The sequence below is a fragment of the Nonomuraea sp. bgisy101 genome, assembly GCF_057708945.1.
Window position 1 is genome coordinate 162,549 of sequence record NZ_JBYITD010000004.1, and the last position, 14,170, is coordinate 176,718.

The following is a 14,170-nucleotide window of genomic DNA, read 5'->3' on the forward strand; positions in this document are numbered from 1 at the left end:
CGACCTCACCCGTCCCACCGCGCCGCAACCACGCCATTGCGTCGTTCAGCGGCTCACACGGTCGCGATCAGGGCGTAGCGCTCGTCGTCGATCTCCTTGCCCCACAGCAGCGGATCGGTCAATGGCTCCACGCGCAGCTCGGTGACCAGGTCGCGCACCGCCTGCGACAGCGTGAGCGCCCTGACGCCGCCCGCCCACGGGATCCCCTCGGCGGTGCCCGTCCCCCAGCGGCCCTCGACCAGCACGAGCCTGCCGCCTGGCCGTACCAGGTCGCGCCAGCGGCGCAGCGCGGCGTGCGGATCGGCCAGGTTCCACACCACGTGGCGGCAGAGCAGCACGTCGAACCGGCTCTCGCCCACGGGCGGGTCGGCCGCGTCGCCGACGATCACCTCGGCGGACCGGCCCGCCAGCTTCCTTCTGGCCAGCTCGGCCATGCGGGGTGACAGGTCGACGCCGGTGACCGTGTGGCCCTCCTCGGCCAGCAGCAGCGCCAGGGATCCCGTGCCGCAGCCGACGTCGAGCACGCGGGCGGGCGGGTCGGGCAGCCAGGACATCAGCCGGGCCCGCCACGCCTCGCGCACGGACGGCTCGCGCAGGCCGTGATCGGGCTCCTCGTCGAAGGAGGCGGCGGCACGATCCCAGAAGGCGGCCGGGTCGGAGACGAGCGGCGAGGTGGTCACGAAGGGATGATGCCACCCGCCACCGACAGAAGCGCCTGGCGACCGGTGTGCCGGGGCGGATCGCGGGGATGGTCCGGCCTGCGGGACGGGCCGGGATCGCCGGTGTCCCGCAGGCCGGCGCTCAGTCGGCCGGATGGTCCTCCCACACCTCGGGAGGGGCGAACGTCGAGGTGACGTCGACGAAGCGCGCCTCGTCGGCCGACTGGAGTATCGCCGTCATCACCTCCACCACGTGCAGCGCCAGCTCGCCCGACGCGCGGTGCGGCCGCCCCGCCGCGATGGCGCGGGCCATCTCCAGCACGCCGATGCCGCGCCCCGCGGTGGTGCCCGTCACCGGCAGGTCCGTCCAGTCGGGAGCCCCCGTACGGCGCAGCCGCACGGGTCCTGTGAAGTTGTTCGGGTTGGGCGCGGCCAGGGTGGCCTCGGTGCCGGTGAGCTCGAGGAAGTCGCCGCGCGCCAGTGGCGAGTCGAAGGAGAACACGCTCGTCGCCCGCTGTCCTCCCGCGAACTCCAGCAGCGCGCTGACGTGAGTGAGCACCTCGACGTCGAAGACGGTGCCGGCCAGCGGGCCCGCGCCGATCGTCCGCCTGGCGTGCGCCCTGCTGCCGTTGGCCGCCACCCTCGTGACGGGCCCGAACAGGACGGCGAGCGCCGTCAGGTAGTAGGGGCCCATGTCGAACAGCGGCCCAGCGCCCGGCTTGAAGAAGAACTCGGGGCTGGGGTGCCATCGCTCGGGTCCAGGGCCCTGCAGGAGCGTGATCGCCGACAGCGGCCGGCCGATCTCGCCCGCGGCGAGCGCGCGGGCGACGGTCTGCAGGCCCGCGCCGAGGAAGGTGTCGGGCGCGCAGCCCACCCTGACACCGGCTCGCCCTGCGGCGGCCAGCAGCTCCCGGCCCGAGGCGGGGTCCAGCGTCAGCGGCTTCTCGTTGTAGACGTGCCGCCCGGCGCCGATCGCCTCCATCGCGACGGAGGCGTGCGCGACGGGCACCGTCAGGTTGACGACGATCTCGACGTCGGGGTGGTTGACGACGTGGGAGACGTCGCCCGCGACGGGCACGCCGTACTCCTTGGCGACGGCTCTGGCCCTGTCCACGTCGAGGTCCGCGCAGGCGACCACGCGCAGGTCGGGCATGGCGGTGAGGTTGGTGAGGTACTGCTGGCTGATGTTGCCGCAACCGACGATCGCGACTCCGGTCACCGGTCCACCTCGCGCAGGTAGGCGAGGGAGTCGGCGAGCGCGTCGAAGATGTCGGTGGCGCACCTGTCGAGCTCGACCACGCGCATGGCCTGCGGCGCGGCGGCGAGGATGTCGGGGATGGGCAGCGTGCCCGAGCCCACGGCGGTCATCGGGTCGGTCAGGTTGGCGGGGCCGTCCTTGACGTGCAGGAACCTCACCCGCTCCCCCAGTCTGCCGAGCAACGCGGGCACGTCGGCTCCGCCGACCGCGGCCCAGTAGACGTCCACTTCGAGCAGCACGCCGGGGTCGAGCAGGTCGGCCAGGGCCTCGAGCGCGGGCCGCCCGCCGACGTGCGAGGCCAGTTCCCAGTGGTGGTTGTGGTAGCCCACGCGCACGCCGTGCTCCTTGCCCCACGCGGCCGCGGCGTTCAGCGCGTCCGCGGTGCGCCGGACGCCTTCCGTCGTGGTGAACTCCGCGGGGTCGACCATGGGCACGATGAGCGTGCCGGCGATCTTCAGGTACTCCTCCCTGTCGGGGCCGAGCAGCGGGGCGTGCGCGGAGTGGATCTCGAACCCTTCGACGGGGATGAGGTTGAACGGCTCGACCGCCTCGTAGCCGAGGGAGGCGAGTCTGGTGAGGGTGGCGGAGGGGTCGGCGGCCAGCTGGTCTCGGAGGGTGTAGAGCTGCACGGCATAAGACCTCATGGTGTTGAACGCTAACTACGCCAGGTGTGTGGTGCAATGTCCCCATGACGGTCGAGGATCCGCATATCGACCTGCTGGCAGAGGCCTTCCTCCGCCAGCCCAGGCGGTACACCAGCCATCAGGTCGCCGCGATGGCCGGGGTGCCGGTCTACCGCGCGCGGCGCTACTGGCGCGCGCTGGGGTTCGCGAACGTCGCCGACGACGCGGTGGTGTTCACGGAGGCCGACGTCGACGCGCTGAAGACGCTGGTCAGCTTGGTCGGCGACGGCTCCTACGACGAGGAGCACATGCTCCTGGTGACCAGGGCGCTGGGCAGGGCCACGGCGAGCCTGGCCGAGTCTCAGGCCGAACTGGGAGCGGAGACGCTCGACCTGGCGGGCGTGCCGCTGGCGCAGCGGCCGGCGGCGTGGCGGGCCAGGGCCGACCGGGTGGTCCCCTCGCTGGAGCAGTTGCTGGTCTACACCTGGCGGCGGCAGCTCGCCTCCGCCGCCGGCCGCATCGTGGACCAGGAGGTCGGCACGGTACGGCTGGCCGTCGGCTTCGCCGACATGGTCGGCTTCACCAGGCTCAGCCGCCAGATCGCGGAGAGGGAGCTGGCGGGGCTGGTAGAGCGGTTCGAGGGCCGCTCGGCCGACGTCGTCACCTCCTCGGGCGGCCGGGTGGTCAAGACGCTCGGCGACTCGGTGCTGTTCGTCGCCGACCTGGCCAGGGTCGGGGCCGAGATCGCGCTGCGCCTGGTCGAGGTGCACGCCCCCGACAAGGCGATGCCCGACCTGCGGGTGGGCCTGGCCATGGGGCCGGTGATCAGCCGGATGGGCGACGTGTTCGGCACGACCGTCAACCTGGCCAGCAGGCTCACCTCGCTGGCCCCCGCGGGCGGCGTGCTGGCCGACCCCGCGCTCGCGGAGGACCTGTCGGCCGCCAGCGGGTTCGCGCTGCTGCCCGCCGAGCCGATGACCGCCAAGGGTCTGGGAGAGCTGCTGCCGTCCCTGGTCCGCAGGGCGCCTCGGGGCTGAGGCGCCCTGCGTGGGTCTCGGCCGGCGGCCCGGGCAGGGCCTTTGAGCGGGGGTCCCGGGCGGGTCTCGGCGGGGTTTCTCAGGGCTGGGCGGCGCCGCCCGCCTCGTCGTGGTCGGCGGGCGGGGCGAGCACGGGCTCCAGGAAGGTCAGGGTGCCGCGCTCGGTGTCCAGGCGGGCCCGCACGCCGATCGGGTAGGTCTGCATGGCGATGCCGTGTCCGATGTCGGCGCCGGCCATGACCGGGACGCCGAGGTCGCCGAGGCGCTCGACCAGCATGCGTTCCACGTCGCGCGGGTCACCGCAGTCGGTGAAGGTGCCCAGCAGGATGCCCGCCACGCCGTCGCTGTAGGTGGCGCGGCGCAGCTGCGTGATGTAGCGGTCGAGGCGGAACAGCTCCTCGTCGACGTCTTCGAGGAAGAGGATGGCGTCGCGGGCGGGAAGGCTGGTGTCGGTGCCGAGGGAGGCGGCCAGCAGGGTCGCGGTGCCGCCGAGCGTGTGCCCCTCGGCGACGCCCGGCACGACGGTCCTGAAGTCCGGAAAAGTCAGTTCACGCACGTCTTCGGGGGTGAACAGCAGCTTCATGAGCTGGTCGAAGTCGTACTGTCCCGGACCCTGGTAGAAGCCGTCGCAGGCGACCATGGGGCCGAACAGCGACACCCAGCCCAGCTTGACGGCGAGCGCCTCCAGCAGCGCGGTGACGTCGGAGTAGCCCACCACGACCTTCGGCCGGTCGGCGGGGACGCGCGACCAGTCGACGAGTTCGAGCGTGCGCTGCATGCCGTACCCGCCGCACGCGCAGAAGACGGCGGCGAAGGACGGGTCGGCCAGGGCGCCGGTCAGCTCGGTGGCGCGGGTGACGTCGTCGCCGGCCAGGTAGTCGTACTCGGTGCCGCCCATGCGCGCGGCGCTGAAGACCTCGGGCTTGAGGCCGACCGCTTCCATGGCGCGCAGCCCTCGGTCGAGGTTGTCCTGGTTGGGCGGGCCGCTCGCGGCGATCACCGCCACGCGGTCGCCGGGTCGCAGAGCAGGCGGACGGATCACGAAATCTCCTCCAAGGGTGTGAGATGCAGGGACGCGAGATGACAGGCGACTCCCGCCCGCACGGGCGGGTCGATCGAACCGCACTCGTCGGTACGGCTGGCACAGCGGGGGTGGAACCTGCAGCCGGGCGGGATGCGGGCGGGGTCGGGAGGCTCGCCCTGCAGGGGCGTCGCCGTGCCCGACGCGGCGGCGAGCATGGCCCTGGTGTAGGGGTGGCGCGGCCTGATGAGCACCTCCTCCACGGTTCCCGTCTCGACGATCCTGCCGAGGTACATCACCGCGACCCTGTCGGCGATGTTCCAGGCCAGACCCAGATCATGGCTGACGACCAGGGCCGACATCCCGAGCTCGTCCCTCAGCCCGAGGATGAGCTTGAGTATCTCGCCTCTGACCGAGGCGTCGAGCGAGGCGACGGGCTCGTCGGCGACGATCACCGACGGTTCGAGGGCGAGCGCCCCCGCGATGACGACGCGCTGTTGCTGCCCGCCCGACAGTTCGTGCGGGTAGCGCCTGAGGTAGTCCTCGGGTGGCCGCAGCCCCGCTCTGGCCAGCGCGGAGGTCACCCTGTCACCCTTCAGCCCGTGCAGGCGCGGCCCCTCGGCGACGGCGGCGTGCACGGTCTGGCGGGGATTCAGCGCCCCGCCGGGGTCCTGCAGGATGAGCTGGACGTGGCGGCGGTACTCCTTCAGCCGCCGGTAGTCCAGCGGTGTGCCCAGGTGGCGGATCTCGCCTCGGGTGGGCCTGACCAGGCCGACGAGCGCTCTGGCCAGGCTGGACTTGCCGCAGCCCGACTCGCCGACGAGCGCGACGATCTCGCCCTGCCGTACCTCGAGATCGACTCCGTCGACCGCGCGCGCGTTTCCGTAGGCGATCTCCAGCCCGCGCGCCTCCAGCACCGGCGTCATGACGCCTCTCCTTCCAGCACGCGCAGGCAGGCGGCCGCGCGGTCCCGGCCGCTCGGCCACAGCTCCACCGATCGGGTACGGCACGCGGCGTCGGCCGACGCGCACCTGGGCGCGAAGGCGCAGCCGCCGCCCAGGTCGGCGATCCTCGGGGGGTCACCGGGCAGCCCTTCGGGAGCCAGCCTGGACGCGGGGTCGCCGATGGTGGGAAAGGCCCTGGCCAGCGCCCTGGTGTAGGGATGACGGGGGTCGGCGATCAGCTCCCGCGCCGGGCCCGTCTCGACGATCCGCCCTGCGTACATGACCGCGAGCCGCTCGCACATCTGGGCCAGCACCGCGAGATCGTGGCTGATCATGATGACGCCGATGCCCGACTCGCGGACCAGGTCGCCGAGTAGCCGCAGGATCTGGGCCTGCACCATCACGTCGAGCGCGGTCGTCGGCTCGTCGGCGACGATCAGGTCGGGCCGGCAGGCGAGCGCCATCGCGATCATTATGCGCTGCCGCTGGCCGCCTGAGAACTCGTGCGGGTAGTCGCGCGCCCTTCGCGCGGGCACGCCGACCGCGTCGAGCAGCTCGGCGGCCCGCCTGCGCGCGGCCTTCACGCTCACCCTTTCGTGCAGCAGGATCGGCTCGCAGATCTGGTCGCCGACCGTGCGGACCGGGTTGAGCGCGCTCATCGCGCCCTGGAACACCACCGAGGCGGCGTTCCACCGGACGGCGCGCAGCCTCGCCCACCGCGCGGTGAGCAGGTCCTCCCCCTCGAACAGCACCCGCCCCGTGACGTGGGCGGTGTCGGGCAGCAGCCGCAGCAGGCTGAGCGCCATCGTCGACTTGCCGCACCCCGACTCGCCCGCGACGCCGAGTGTCTGTCCGCGGTCCAGCTCGAAGCTCACCCCTCTGACGGCCTGGGCGGGTCCGTAGCTGACGTTCAGATCGCGCACCTCAAGCATGGGCGGCCCTTCTGGGGTCGAGCAGGTGCTCGACGGCCCGCCCGGTGAGCGTGAAGCCGAGCACGACTATGAGGATCGCGACCCCGGGTGGCAGCAGGTACCACCACGCGCCCGCGGTGACCGCCCCGCCCGAGAAGGCGGCCTGGAGCATCGAGCCCCAGGTCACACTGGTCGGGTCGCCGAGGCCGAGGAAGGTCAGCGTCGCCTCCGACAGGATCGCCGAGGCCACGGTCAGCGTGCTGGAGACGAGGATCAGCGGCAGGACGTTGGGCAGCACGTGGCGCAGCATCACCTGGGCGTTGCCCGCGCCGAGGACCCTGGCCCGTTCGATGAACGGCCTGGCCTCCACGGCGAGGGTCTGGGCGCGGACCAGGCGGGCGGTGGCCGTCCACGAGGTGACGGCGATCGCGATCGTGATGGAGGCCGCCCCCTGGCCGAGCACCGCCGACAGCGAGATGGCCAGCGGCAGGCTGGGCAGCGCGATGAACCAGTCGGTGACGTGCATGAGCGCCTTGCCGAGCGCGCCCTGGTAGTGCCCGGCAAGCAGGCCGACGGCGCTGCCGAGCACCACGGTGAGAGCGGTGGCGATCAGGCCGATGGCCAGCGACTCCCGCGCGCCCCAGATGACCAGCAGCAGCACCGAGCGGCCCGCCTGGTCGGTGCCGAGAGGGTAGCCGGCGACGGGCGGCGACAGCTGGGGGCCCGTGACCTTGACGACGTTGAGGTCGGCGTCGCCGATGTAGAGGGGGGCGGTGAGAGCGAGCACCGCGAAGGCGGCGAGCACCCCGACGCCCCAGAGCAGCGACCTCACTGGGCACGCACCCTGGGGTCGAGGAAGCGGTAGGCGAGGTCCGCCAGCAGGTTCATGATGATCACGCTCGCGCTGAAGATGATGAACGTGCCCTGGAGCAGGGGCAGGTCGGGGATCTTGAGTGCCTGGTAGGTGAGGTAGCCGAGCCCGGGCCATGAGTAGACGGCCTCGACGGTGATCGCGCCGCTGACCAGCGTGCCGAGGTGCATGAAGATCATGGTGACCGAGGGCAGCAGGGCGTTGGGCGCGGCGTGCCTGCGCCGTACGTCGGCGTCGGTGAGGCCCTTGGCACGGGCGGTGAGCAGGTAGGCCGCGCCCCGCTCGTCGATGATCGAGGACCGCATGACCGTCACGTACTGCGCGAAGATCACCAGGACCATGGTGAGGCAGGGCAGGACCAGGTGGCGGGCCACGTCGAGCACGTCGGTGGTGGGCAGCGAGGGGTCGCTCATGCCGCCCGCGGGCAGGAGCCCTGGGATGCTGAAGGCGACGAGCAGGATCATGCCGAGCCAGAACGTCGGCACCGACCACAGGGTCAGCGACGCGCCCGAGGTGATCCGGTCGAAAACGCTGCCCTGCCGCCAGCCGCTGCGCATGCCCAGCCACAGCCCCAGCGCGACCGAGACGGCCGCGGAGGTGCCCATGAGCAGCAGCGTCGGGCCGAGCCGTTCGGCGACCAGGGTGGAGACCTGCTGCTGGAACTGCCAGGAGTAGCCGAGCTCGCCACGCAGGGTGTCGCCGACGAAGGTGAGGAAGCGCTGCCAGAGCGGGTCGTCGAGGCCGAGCTGGAGCCTGAGCTGGGCGAGCTGGGCCTCGCTGGTGGGCCGGCCCCTGGTGAGGGTCCTGACCGGATCGGCTGGCATGAGGCTGAAGATGACGAAGCCGATGACGAGTGTGACGAAGAAGCTGACCACGGCGGCGGCCAGCTTCTCGGCGAGGTGGCGGCCGAAGCCGCGCACCGCCGTACCGGTCGAGGCACTACTCACGGTCGCCCGCCGTCTTCCTGCGGCGCAGCACCAGTGTCCCGCCGACGGCGACGATCACCAGCGCGCCCAGCCCGAGCCACACCGCCGTGCCGCCGCCGCTGCCACCCGGGGCGCCCGCCTTCGTCGCGGTGGGCGGGGCGGCCTTCAGGTAGCTCCAGAAGGCGGTCTGCGCAGGGTGCAGGCCGTCGGCGTTCGGTGTGCCGGTGACGATGCCCTTCACGGTGTCGGTGCGGGCCACGTCGAGGGTGTTGGCGTAGTAGAGGATCTGGTCGACGTTCGCCTTGTACAGCGTGCGCTGCATCTCGGCGACGATCGTCGCGCGCTCGGCGGGGTCGGCCGTCGTGAGCTGCCGCTCGAACAGCGCGTCGTAGTCCTTGTCGCAGTAGTACGCCTCGGTGTTTCCGCCGGTGCCGTCGTCCTTCGGCAGGGTGGCGCAGGTCTGGATGCCGAGCAGGTAGGTGGGGTCGGGCCCGGTGGTCCAGCCGTCCATGAGGATGTCCCAGTCGCCCTTGGCCAGGTCGCTGTTGAGCGCGCTCATGCTGAGCGGCTGGATCGTCAGCTTGACGCCGATCGCCTCCAGCCAGCCGACGAGGTAGGTGGAGATGGCCGCGTCGGCCGAGTCGTCGGAGTGCGTGCCGAGTCTGAAGGCCAGCGGCTTGCCGCTCTTCGGGTCGACCCTGACCCCGTCGGCGCCCTTGGTGTAGCCCGCCGCGTCGAGGAGCTGGTTGGCCTTGGCGGGGTCGAAGACGTGCTCCTCCTCCGGCGCGGGCTTCCAGCTCCACTGCGGCCACGCGGGCGGCAAGTAGCCGTGCCCGAGCTGCCCGAGCCCGTTGATGACCTTGGTGACCAGCGTGGGCTTGTCGATGGCCAGCGCGATCGCGTCACGCACCACCTGCTCGCGCAGCGCCGGGTGCCCGGTGCCGATGGGCTTGCCGCTGCGGGTCCTGGCGCCGGGGTTCAGCTCGATACCCGTCCACCCGTTGCCCACTTCCTGGACGGCCAGCAGCGAGGAGTCGGCCTTGAGCGCGGTGAACTGGGTCGGGTTGACGCCGTTGATGTAGTCGAGCTGGCCGCTGCGCAGCGCCGCCACCGCCGCGTCCGACTCCTTGAAGCTCTGCTGGACGAGGTGGTCGAAGCCGGGGGCGCCGAGCACGAAACCCTTGTTGGCGTCGAACCTGGCGTACTGCTCGGGCCGGTGGTCGGTCAGCGTCCACGGGCCGTAGCCGACGACGGGGAAGGCGTCGTTCTTGTAGTCCTTCAGCTCCTTCACGTGCGGCTCCCAGACGTGCTTGGGCACGATGGGGATGCCGCTGATCGGGATGCTGACGTACATCACGTTCGCCTGCGGCTTCTTCGTCTTGATCACGAGTGTCGTGGGATCGGGGGCGGTGACCCGCTCGAAGTTGCTGACCAGCGACCCGTTGGCGGTGCCCGCCACGGAGTCGGTCCTGATGAGCTCGAGCGTCCAGGCGGCGTCCTCGGCGGTGATCGGCCGCCCGTCGCTCCACTTCAGCCCTTCGCGCAGCTTGAAGGTCCAGGTGAGCTGGTCGGGACCCTGCGTCCACTCGGTCGCCAGGTAGGGGCCCGGCTTGCCGTTCTCGTCGAGGGAGTTGAGCGAGGGGTAGATCGTTCCGAAGATGTCGAGCGCGCCGTTGAAGAAGGCGAGGAAGGGGTTGAGGGTGTCGACGCCCGACCCCGACATCTTCACGCGCAGCGTGGTGTCCTGGGCGGGTGTGACAGGGGCGGCCGCGGTCGTCAGCAGCGCGCCGACGAGCAGCGCTTTACCAATCCACATGGGGGTGTGCTCCTCGGGGGGTGGGGATGTAGGAATGCTGACGATCCGAGCGCGCCACCCCAACGAACGTGAACGCTTATGAGCCTCACCCCCCAACTTTTCGAGGCTCCGGCAAGGTCCGGCCCCGCGGCCCGGATGTGTACGGCCCCGCGGCCCGGATGTCACACATGCGGCTCCGTAGCCCTCTTTGGTCCTGCACGTACGGATCCGCCCCAGGGAATCGGAGCTCTCGCCATGACCGCCCACGTCATCGTCACCGTCTTGGCCATCGCCGCCACCACCTTCTCGGGTGTCGCCGCCCTCCTCCACTTCCAGCCGATCATCCCGGGTATGGCCAAGGCGGGCGTCCCGCGGTCCTGGCTGACCTTCCCGATCGGCACCCTGAAGACGCTGGGCGCGCTCGGGCTGCTGCTCGGCCTCGCCGGCGTGCCGCTGATCGGGACCGCCGCCGCCGTCGGCCTCGTCCTGTTCTTCACCTGCGCCGTCCACACGCACCTGCTCGCGCGCGACTACTCGCCGCAGTTCGGCCTGGCGATCGGCTTCCTCGTGCTGGTCGTGTCGACCCTGGTGCTGGACCTGGCCGGCTGATCATTCCTCGCCGGCCCGCACACATGCGGCTCGCCGGCCTTCGGCGCGTCCCGCGCACGCGGCACTGCGGCACGAACGGCGGCGCGCGCGACCTGGTCGAACGCGCGTCGCCGGCGAGCCGCCGCCGCGCGGCGGGGCCGTCCATCGTCTAGGGTCCCGGCTACCGGGGATCCATCGAAAGGGTGCGCATCGTGCGACAGGCACCGCTCATCGCCGTCCTGGCAGGAAGCCCGGCCGGCCGCGGGCCGCTGCCGCCCCTCGCCATGCCCACCGCTCCGTCTCGGCCTCCCGCCTCCCCCGCGACGGTCTCCCCCGCCGTCCCGTCCCCCTCGCGGGTCAGGACCCGGCTCGCCATCGCCGGCGCCAAGCGGGCCGCCGCGGGCCTGGTTGCCAGGAACAACAGGACGATCAGGAACCGTGGGTGGTGCCCTGAGGCCATCGCGACGGGCCTCACCGTGGGCGTGTCCGCGCGTGGAAGCGGCAGGACGATCCACGAGACCGCCGGAGACCGGCACTCCTGATGGCCGTGCCACTGCTGCCCTCCGGCACGGACGAGGTCGTCTGCCTCCGGCCCGGCGGACCGCTCGCCGGCCGTCTCGTCGACTGCGCAGGTTACCGGGAGCGCCTGGCCACGACGGTGCTCCGCCGGGAGATCCCGTCCAGCGTGGTGGTCGTCGTCCTGGCGTTCGGCGACCCGGTGGAGGTCCTCCGCTCCCCCATGGAAGGCTCGGGTACGACTCTCACCTCCCTCGTCGCCGGCCTGCACGACCGCCCGGCGGTGACCGGGATCGGCGGGTCGCAGCACGGCGTTCAGATATGGCTGAGCCCGCTGGAGGCTTATTCGATCTTCGGCGTGCCGATGCACGAGATCAGCAACGCGTTCCTGGACCTGGAGGCGCTGCTCGGCCGGACAGGCTCCCTCCTGGTCGAGCGGCTGGCGGAGGCGCCGAGCTGGCCTCTTCGTTTCGAGGCCCTCGGCACAGCCCTCGCCGGGCTCATCTCCTCGGGCCCGCAGGCCGACCCCGCCGTGGAATGGGCGTGGCGGCGGCTTCGCGCCACGTCCGGCGTGATCAGGATCGGCGCTCTCGCCGAGCAGCTCGGATGGAGCAGGCGCCACCTGGTCAGGAGATTCCACGAGCAGATCGGGTTGCCACCCAAGACCGTGGGACGGATCCTCCGCTTCGAACGCGCGCTGGCTCTGCTGGAGGACCGCGGCAGGGCGTTCAGCGACGTCGCCTCCGACGCGGGATACTCCGACCAGGCGCATCTCAGCCGCGAGTTCAGGGCTCTCGTGCAGTGTTCGCCCGGCGAGTTCGCGGCATCGCTGCGGCCCGCCTCCCCCGGCCGCCGCGCGATGTCCCATTTCTTCAAGCTCTAGCGCGGCTCCGCCGGTTACGTTTCCGCTCATTCGTGTGCACTGCATGTTGAGGAGAAACGATGCCGACTCTCACCACGAAACCGGCGCTGCCCCCATCCACCCGGCGGACAGTCGTGATCATGTACGTCGGACTGGCGCTCACCCTGATCGCCATGCTCGTCCCCCTCGCGGACCTGGCGATCGGCGACACCCTGTCGAGCCACGTCCGTGACGTCTATTCCGCCTACCTTCAGCCGGACCAGGTGGACTCGACCGCCACCGTCCTGCTGACCTACCTGCTGGTCACCGGAGCGCTGGGAGTCCTCTCGTGGTGGTGGCTGATCGTCGCCGTCAGGCGGAGGAGGCGGTGGGCACGGGTCGCCGCGACGATCGTTCTCGCCCTCGCCGGATGCGCCGCTCTCGTGAACCTCTTCGCGGAGGAGTACGGCCGCACGATCGTGCCCGCCTTCATCGGCCTGACGGGGCTGCTGCCCTGCCTTGCCGGGCTTGCGGCTGTCGTCCTGCTGTGGAGACGGGATCCGGCGTCCACGTCGGCGTGATCCGGCTGCCGCCATCTCCAGGGGGCGGCATGGTCGACGGGCCCATGCGCGGCTCCCGGCCGCCGCCCGCCCTCGCTAGCGGGCATAGACGTTGGCGATGCTCCACGGGCCGCACTCGGAGCCCTGCGCGCCCGCGTCGCAGCCCTGGACGGCGAAGCGCCACGTCTCGGCCGGCCTGCCACGGCTCGAGGCGCCGCCGAGGTCCTCGGCGGGACCCGTGGTGACCGAGAACCGGCCGCTCCGCCCTGTCACACGCTTGACCCGCACGTCCGTGCTCTTGTTGCCGAGCTCGGCGTCAAGGCTCCAGCGGACGTTGAAGAAGTCCCATTCCCGGCCCATGTCGTCCCACTCGAAGAACATCTTCCCGTCCTTCTCGAACACGCGCAGCAGGGCGGTGTCCCCCACGTTCGGCGACCAGACGATCTTGCCGTTCTCGAAGCGCTGCCACGATCCCAGCGTCTCGGGGAAGCCGAACTCCTGGGTGGCGGGGCAGCCGTAGACGCTGTTCGCGGCGCCGCTGGAGCGCCACAGACCGCCGATGAGGCTGCCGTGCGGTGCCACGAGATGGACGTCGCACGCCCTGGCGGTCGCGGCCTGCGCGGCACCGGGTGCGGCGAGGACGGCGCCCGCGGCCATGGCGGCCGCGGCGAGGGCCAGAAATGAGCGAGCCATCGGAGTGGTCCTTTCGGGCGGGTTCGCGCAACCGCCTCCTGTCTACGCCCACCCGCTTTCACCTGGGCATACACCGCTTGACAGCCACTTGACGCCGCGGGGACGCCGCGGCGCAGGGCGCCCCCGCAGGCCGAGTACGGCTGGTCGTGTCTCTTGGTCAGCTTCCCGGCTGCATGGCCAACGGCCTTGCCCAGCTGCCCGGACAGGGCGGCCCTGAAATCATTTCGCCCGTGCCGGCCTCGTTTGGTACGGTCGCGGGATTGTTTTCGCTGCTGGGAGCCATGAGGTTCGCGTGTGGCCTCCCCTGCAGTTCACCGGCGGAGAGTAGGTTTCGTTTATGGCATGTCGTATCAGTGAGCTCGTGCTCGGTTGCCGCGACCCTGAGGTGCTGGCGCGGTTCTGGTGCGAGGTTCTGGACTTCGTCGTGCTCGATCGCATGGACGACGGCTCGATGGAGATCGGGCCGCGCGAAGGGTTCGGCGGTCCGCAGCCGACGATCATCCTCAGTCGCAGGGATGAGCCGGAGAAGGGGAAGTCCCGGCTGCACATCGATGTCAACGCCACCGACCGCGATCAGGACGCCGAGCTCGAACGCCTTCTGAAGCTCGGTGCTCGCCCGGCCGACATCGGTCAGACAGGCCAGGAGCAGTGGCATGTCCTGGCCGACCCAGAAGGCAATGAGTTCTGCCTGCTCAAGGCCCGCCTCAACCCACTCTGATGCTCATCGGTCACGCCTCGGCATCAGGTACCTGGGGTCTGCCGCGAAGCCCAGTGTGACGGGCGTGTCGTGATCGTGAAGCAAGTGAGGTCTCCGGCAGAGGGTTCATGGATCAAGGAGAGCCGAACACCGGAGACCTCGCGGCCACCCTAGCGGTGACGAGGCGGCTTGACCTGACCACTGTTGTCTGTGCCCACGCGATCGGGTCG

The 14,170-nt window shown here is 71.3% G+C and carries 16 protein-coding genes; 6 read left to right on the forward strand and 10 right to left on the reverse strand.

Going from position 1 to position 14,170, the window contains the following annotated elements; translation table 11 throughout:
* Positions 1 to 53: 53 nt before the first annotated feature.
* The 3 genes from AC3EO4_RS09250 to AC3EO4_RS09260 form a co-directional block, all read right to left on the reverse strand.
* Entirely contained in the window at positions 54 to 680 is a 627-nt protein-coding gene (locus AC3EO4_RS09250; protein WP_431894867.1) for a class I SAM-dependent methyltransferase, read from the reverse strand.
* Positions 681 to 801: 121 nt separating this feature from the next.
* On the reverse strand, positions 802 to 1,878 hold the full coding sequence (locus tag AC3EO4_RS09255; RefSeq protein ID WP_431894869.1) for a Gfo/Idh/MocA family protein: 1,077 nt from the start codon (positions 1,876 to 1,878) through the stop codon (positions 802 to 804).
* A complete protein-coding gene (locus tag AC3EO4_RS09260; protein ID WP_431894870.1) occupies positions 1,875 to 2,561 on the reverse strand; it encodes a sugar phosphate isomerase/epimerase family protein in 687 nt (228 codons plus the stop codon). Before AC3EO4_RS09260 ends, AC3EO4_RS09255 begins: the two co-directional genes overlap by 4 nt.
* 44 nt (positions 2,562 to 2,605) lie before the next feature.
* Between AC3EO4_RS09260 and AC3EO4_RS09265 the strand changes: the two genes are divergently transcribed.
* On the forward strand, positions 2,606 to 3,577 hold the full coding sequence (locus AC3EO4_RS09265) for an adenylate/guanylate cyclase domain-containing protein (RefSeq protein ID WP_379575141.1): 972 nt from the start codon (positions 2,606 to 2,608) through the stop codon (positions 3,575 to 3,577).
* A 79-nt stretch (positions 3,578 to 3,656) separates the two neighbouring features.
* On the opposite strand, the gene AC3EO4_RS09270 is transcribed toward AC3EO4_RS09265, so the two are convergent.
* From AC3EO4_RS09270 to AC3EO4_RS09295, 6 genes are read right to left on the reverse strand one after another with little or no spacing between them, the layout of a single operon-like run.
* Positions 3,657 to 4,619, reverse strand: coding sequence for a S66 peptidase family protein (locus AC3EO4_RS09270; protein WP_431894872.1), 963 nt, complete (start codon positions 4,617 to 4,619; stop codon positions 3,657 to 3,659).
* Positions 4,616 to 5,524 (reverse strand): ABC transporter ATP-binding protein, encoded by a 909-nt coding sequence (locus AC3EO4_RS09275; protein ID WP_379575139.1) that lies wholly within the window; start codon positions 5,522 to 5,524, stop codon positions 4,616 to 4,618. The genes AC3EO4_RS09270 and AC3EO4_RS09275 overlap by 4 nt, the downstream gene beginning before the upstream one ends.
* Positions 5,521 to 6,474 (reverse strand): ABC transporter ATP-binding protein, encoded by a 954-nt coding sequence (locus AC3EO4_RS09280; RefSeq protein ID WP_379575138.1) that lies wholly within the window; start codon positions 6,472 to 6,474, stop codon positions 5,521 to 5,523. The genes AC3EO4_RS09275 and AC3EO4_RS09280 overlap by 4 nt, the downstream gene beginning before the upstream one ends.
* A complete protein-coding gene (locus AC3EO4_RS09285; RefSeq protein WP_379575137.1) occupies positions 6,467 to 7,285 on the reverse strand; it encodes an ABC transporter permease in 819 nt (272 codons plus the stop codon). Before AC3EO4_RS09285 ends, AC3EO4_RS09280 begins: the two co-directional genes overlap by 8 nt.
* Complete coding sequence (locus AC3EO4_RS09290; RefSeq protein WP_379575136.1) at positions 7,282 to 8,271, reverse strand: ABC transporter permease; 990 nt, start codon at positions 8,269 to 8,271, stop codon at positions 7,282 to 7,284. Before AC3EO4_RS09290 ends, AC3EO4_RS09285 begins: the two co-directional genes overlap by 4 nt.
* Positions 8,264 to 10,066: an ABC transporter substrate-binding protein gene (locus AC3EO4_RS09295; protein WP_379575135.1), complete on the reverse strand. Its 1,803-nt coding sequence runs from the start codon at positions 10,064 to 10,066 to the stop codon at positions 8,264 to 8,266. Before AC3EO4_RS09295 ends, AC3EO4_RS09290 begins: the two co-directional genes overlap by 8 nt.
* Positions 10,067 to 10,300: 234 nt before the next feature.
* Here AC3EO4_RS09295 and AC3EO4_RS09300 point away from each other — a divergent pair, with 234 nt between their 5' ends.
* The 4 genes from AC3EO4_RS09300 (at position 10,301) to AC3EO4_RS09315 (ending at position 12,571) form a co-directional block, all read left to right on the forward strand.
* Positions 10,301 to 10,654, forward strand: coding sequence for a DoxX family protein (locus tag AC3EO4_RS09300; RefSeq protein ID WP_379575134.1), 354 nt, complete (start codon positions 10,301 to 10,303; stop codon positions 10,652 to 10,654).
* Between the two features lie 191 nt (positions 10,655 to 10,845).
* Positions 10,846 to 11,175 carry a hypothetical protein gene (locus AC3EO4_RS09305; RefSeq protein WP_379575133.1) on the forward strand — a complete coding sequence of 110 codons (330 nt, stop codon included), beginning with the start codon at positions 10,846 to 10,848 and terminating at the stop codon, positions 11,173 to 11,175.
* Entirely contained in the window at positions 11,175 to 12,032 is an 858-nt protein-coding gene (locus AC3EO4_RS09310; protein WP_379575132.1) for a helix-turn-helix domain-containing protein, read from the forward strand. The genes AC3EO4_RS09305 and AC3EO4_RS09310 overlap by 1 nt, the downstream gene beginning before the upstream one ends.
* A 59-nt stretch (positions 12,033 to 12,091) precedes the next feature.
* Complete coding sequence (locus AC3EO4_RS09315) at positions 12,092 to 12,571, forward strand: hypothetical protein (protein ID WP_379575131.1); 480 nt, start codon at positions 12,092 to 12,094, stop codon at positions 12,569 to 12,571.
* 75 nt (positions 12,572 to 12,646) lie between these two features.
* Here AC3EO4_RS09315 and AC3EO4_RS09320 read toward each other — a convergent pair whose 3' ends face one another.
* Entirely contained in the window at positions 12,647 to 13,243 is a 597-nt protein-coding gene (locus AC3EO4_RS09320) for an LGFP repeat-containing protein (protein WP_379575130.1), read from the reverse strand.
* A gap of 337 nt (positions 13,244 to 13,580) precedes the next feature.
* Here AC3EO4_RS09320 and AC3EO4_RS09325 point away from each other — a divergent pair, with 337 nt between their 5' ends.
* The gene (locus tag AC3EO4_RS09325; protein ID WP_379575129.1) at positions 13,581 to 13,961 is read left to right on the forward strand and encodes a VOC family protein; all 381 of its coding nucleotides are present in this window, start codon (positions 13,581 to 13,583) and stop codon (positions 13,959 to 13,961) included.
* Positions 13,962 to 14,170: the final 209 nt, after the last annotated feature.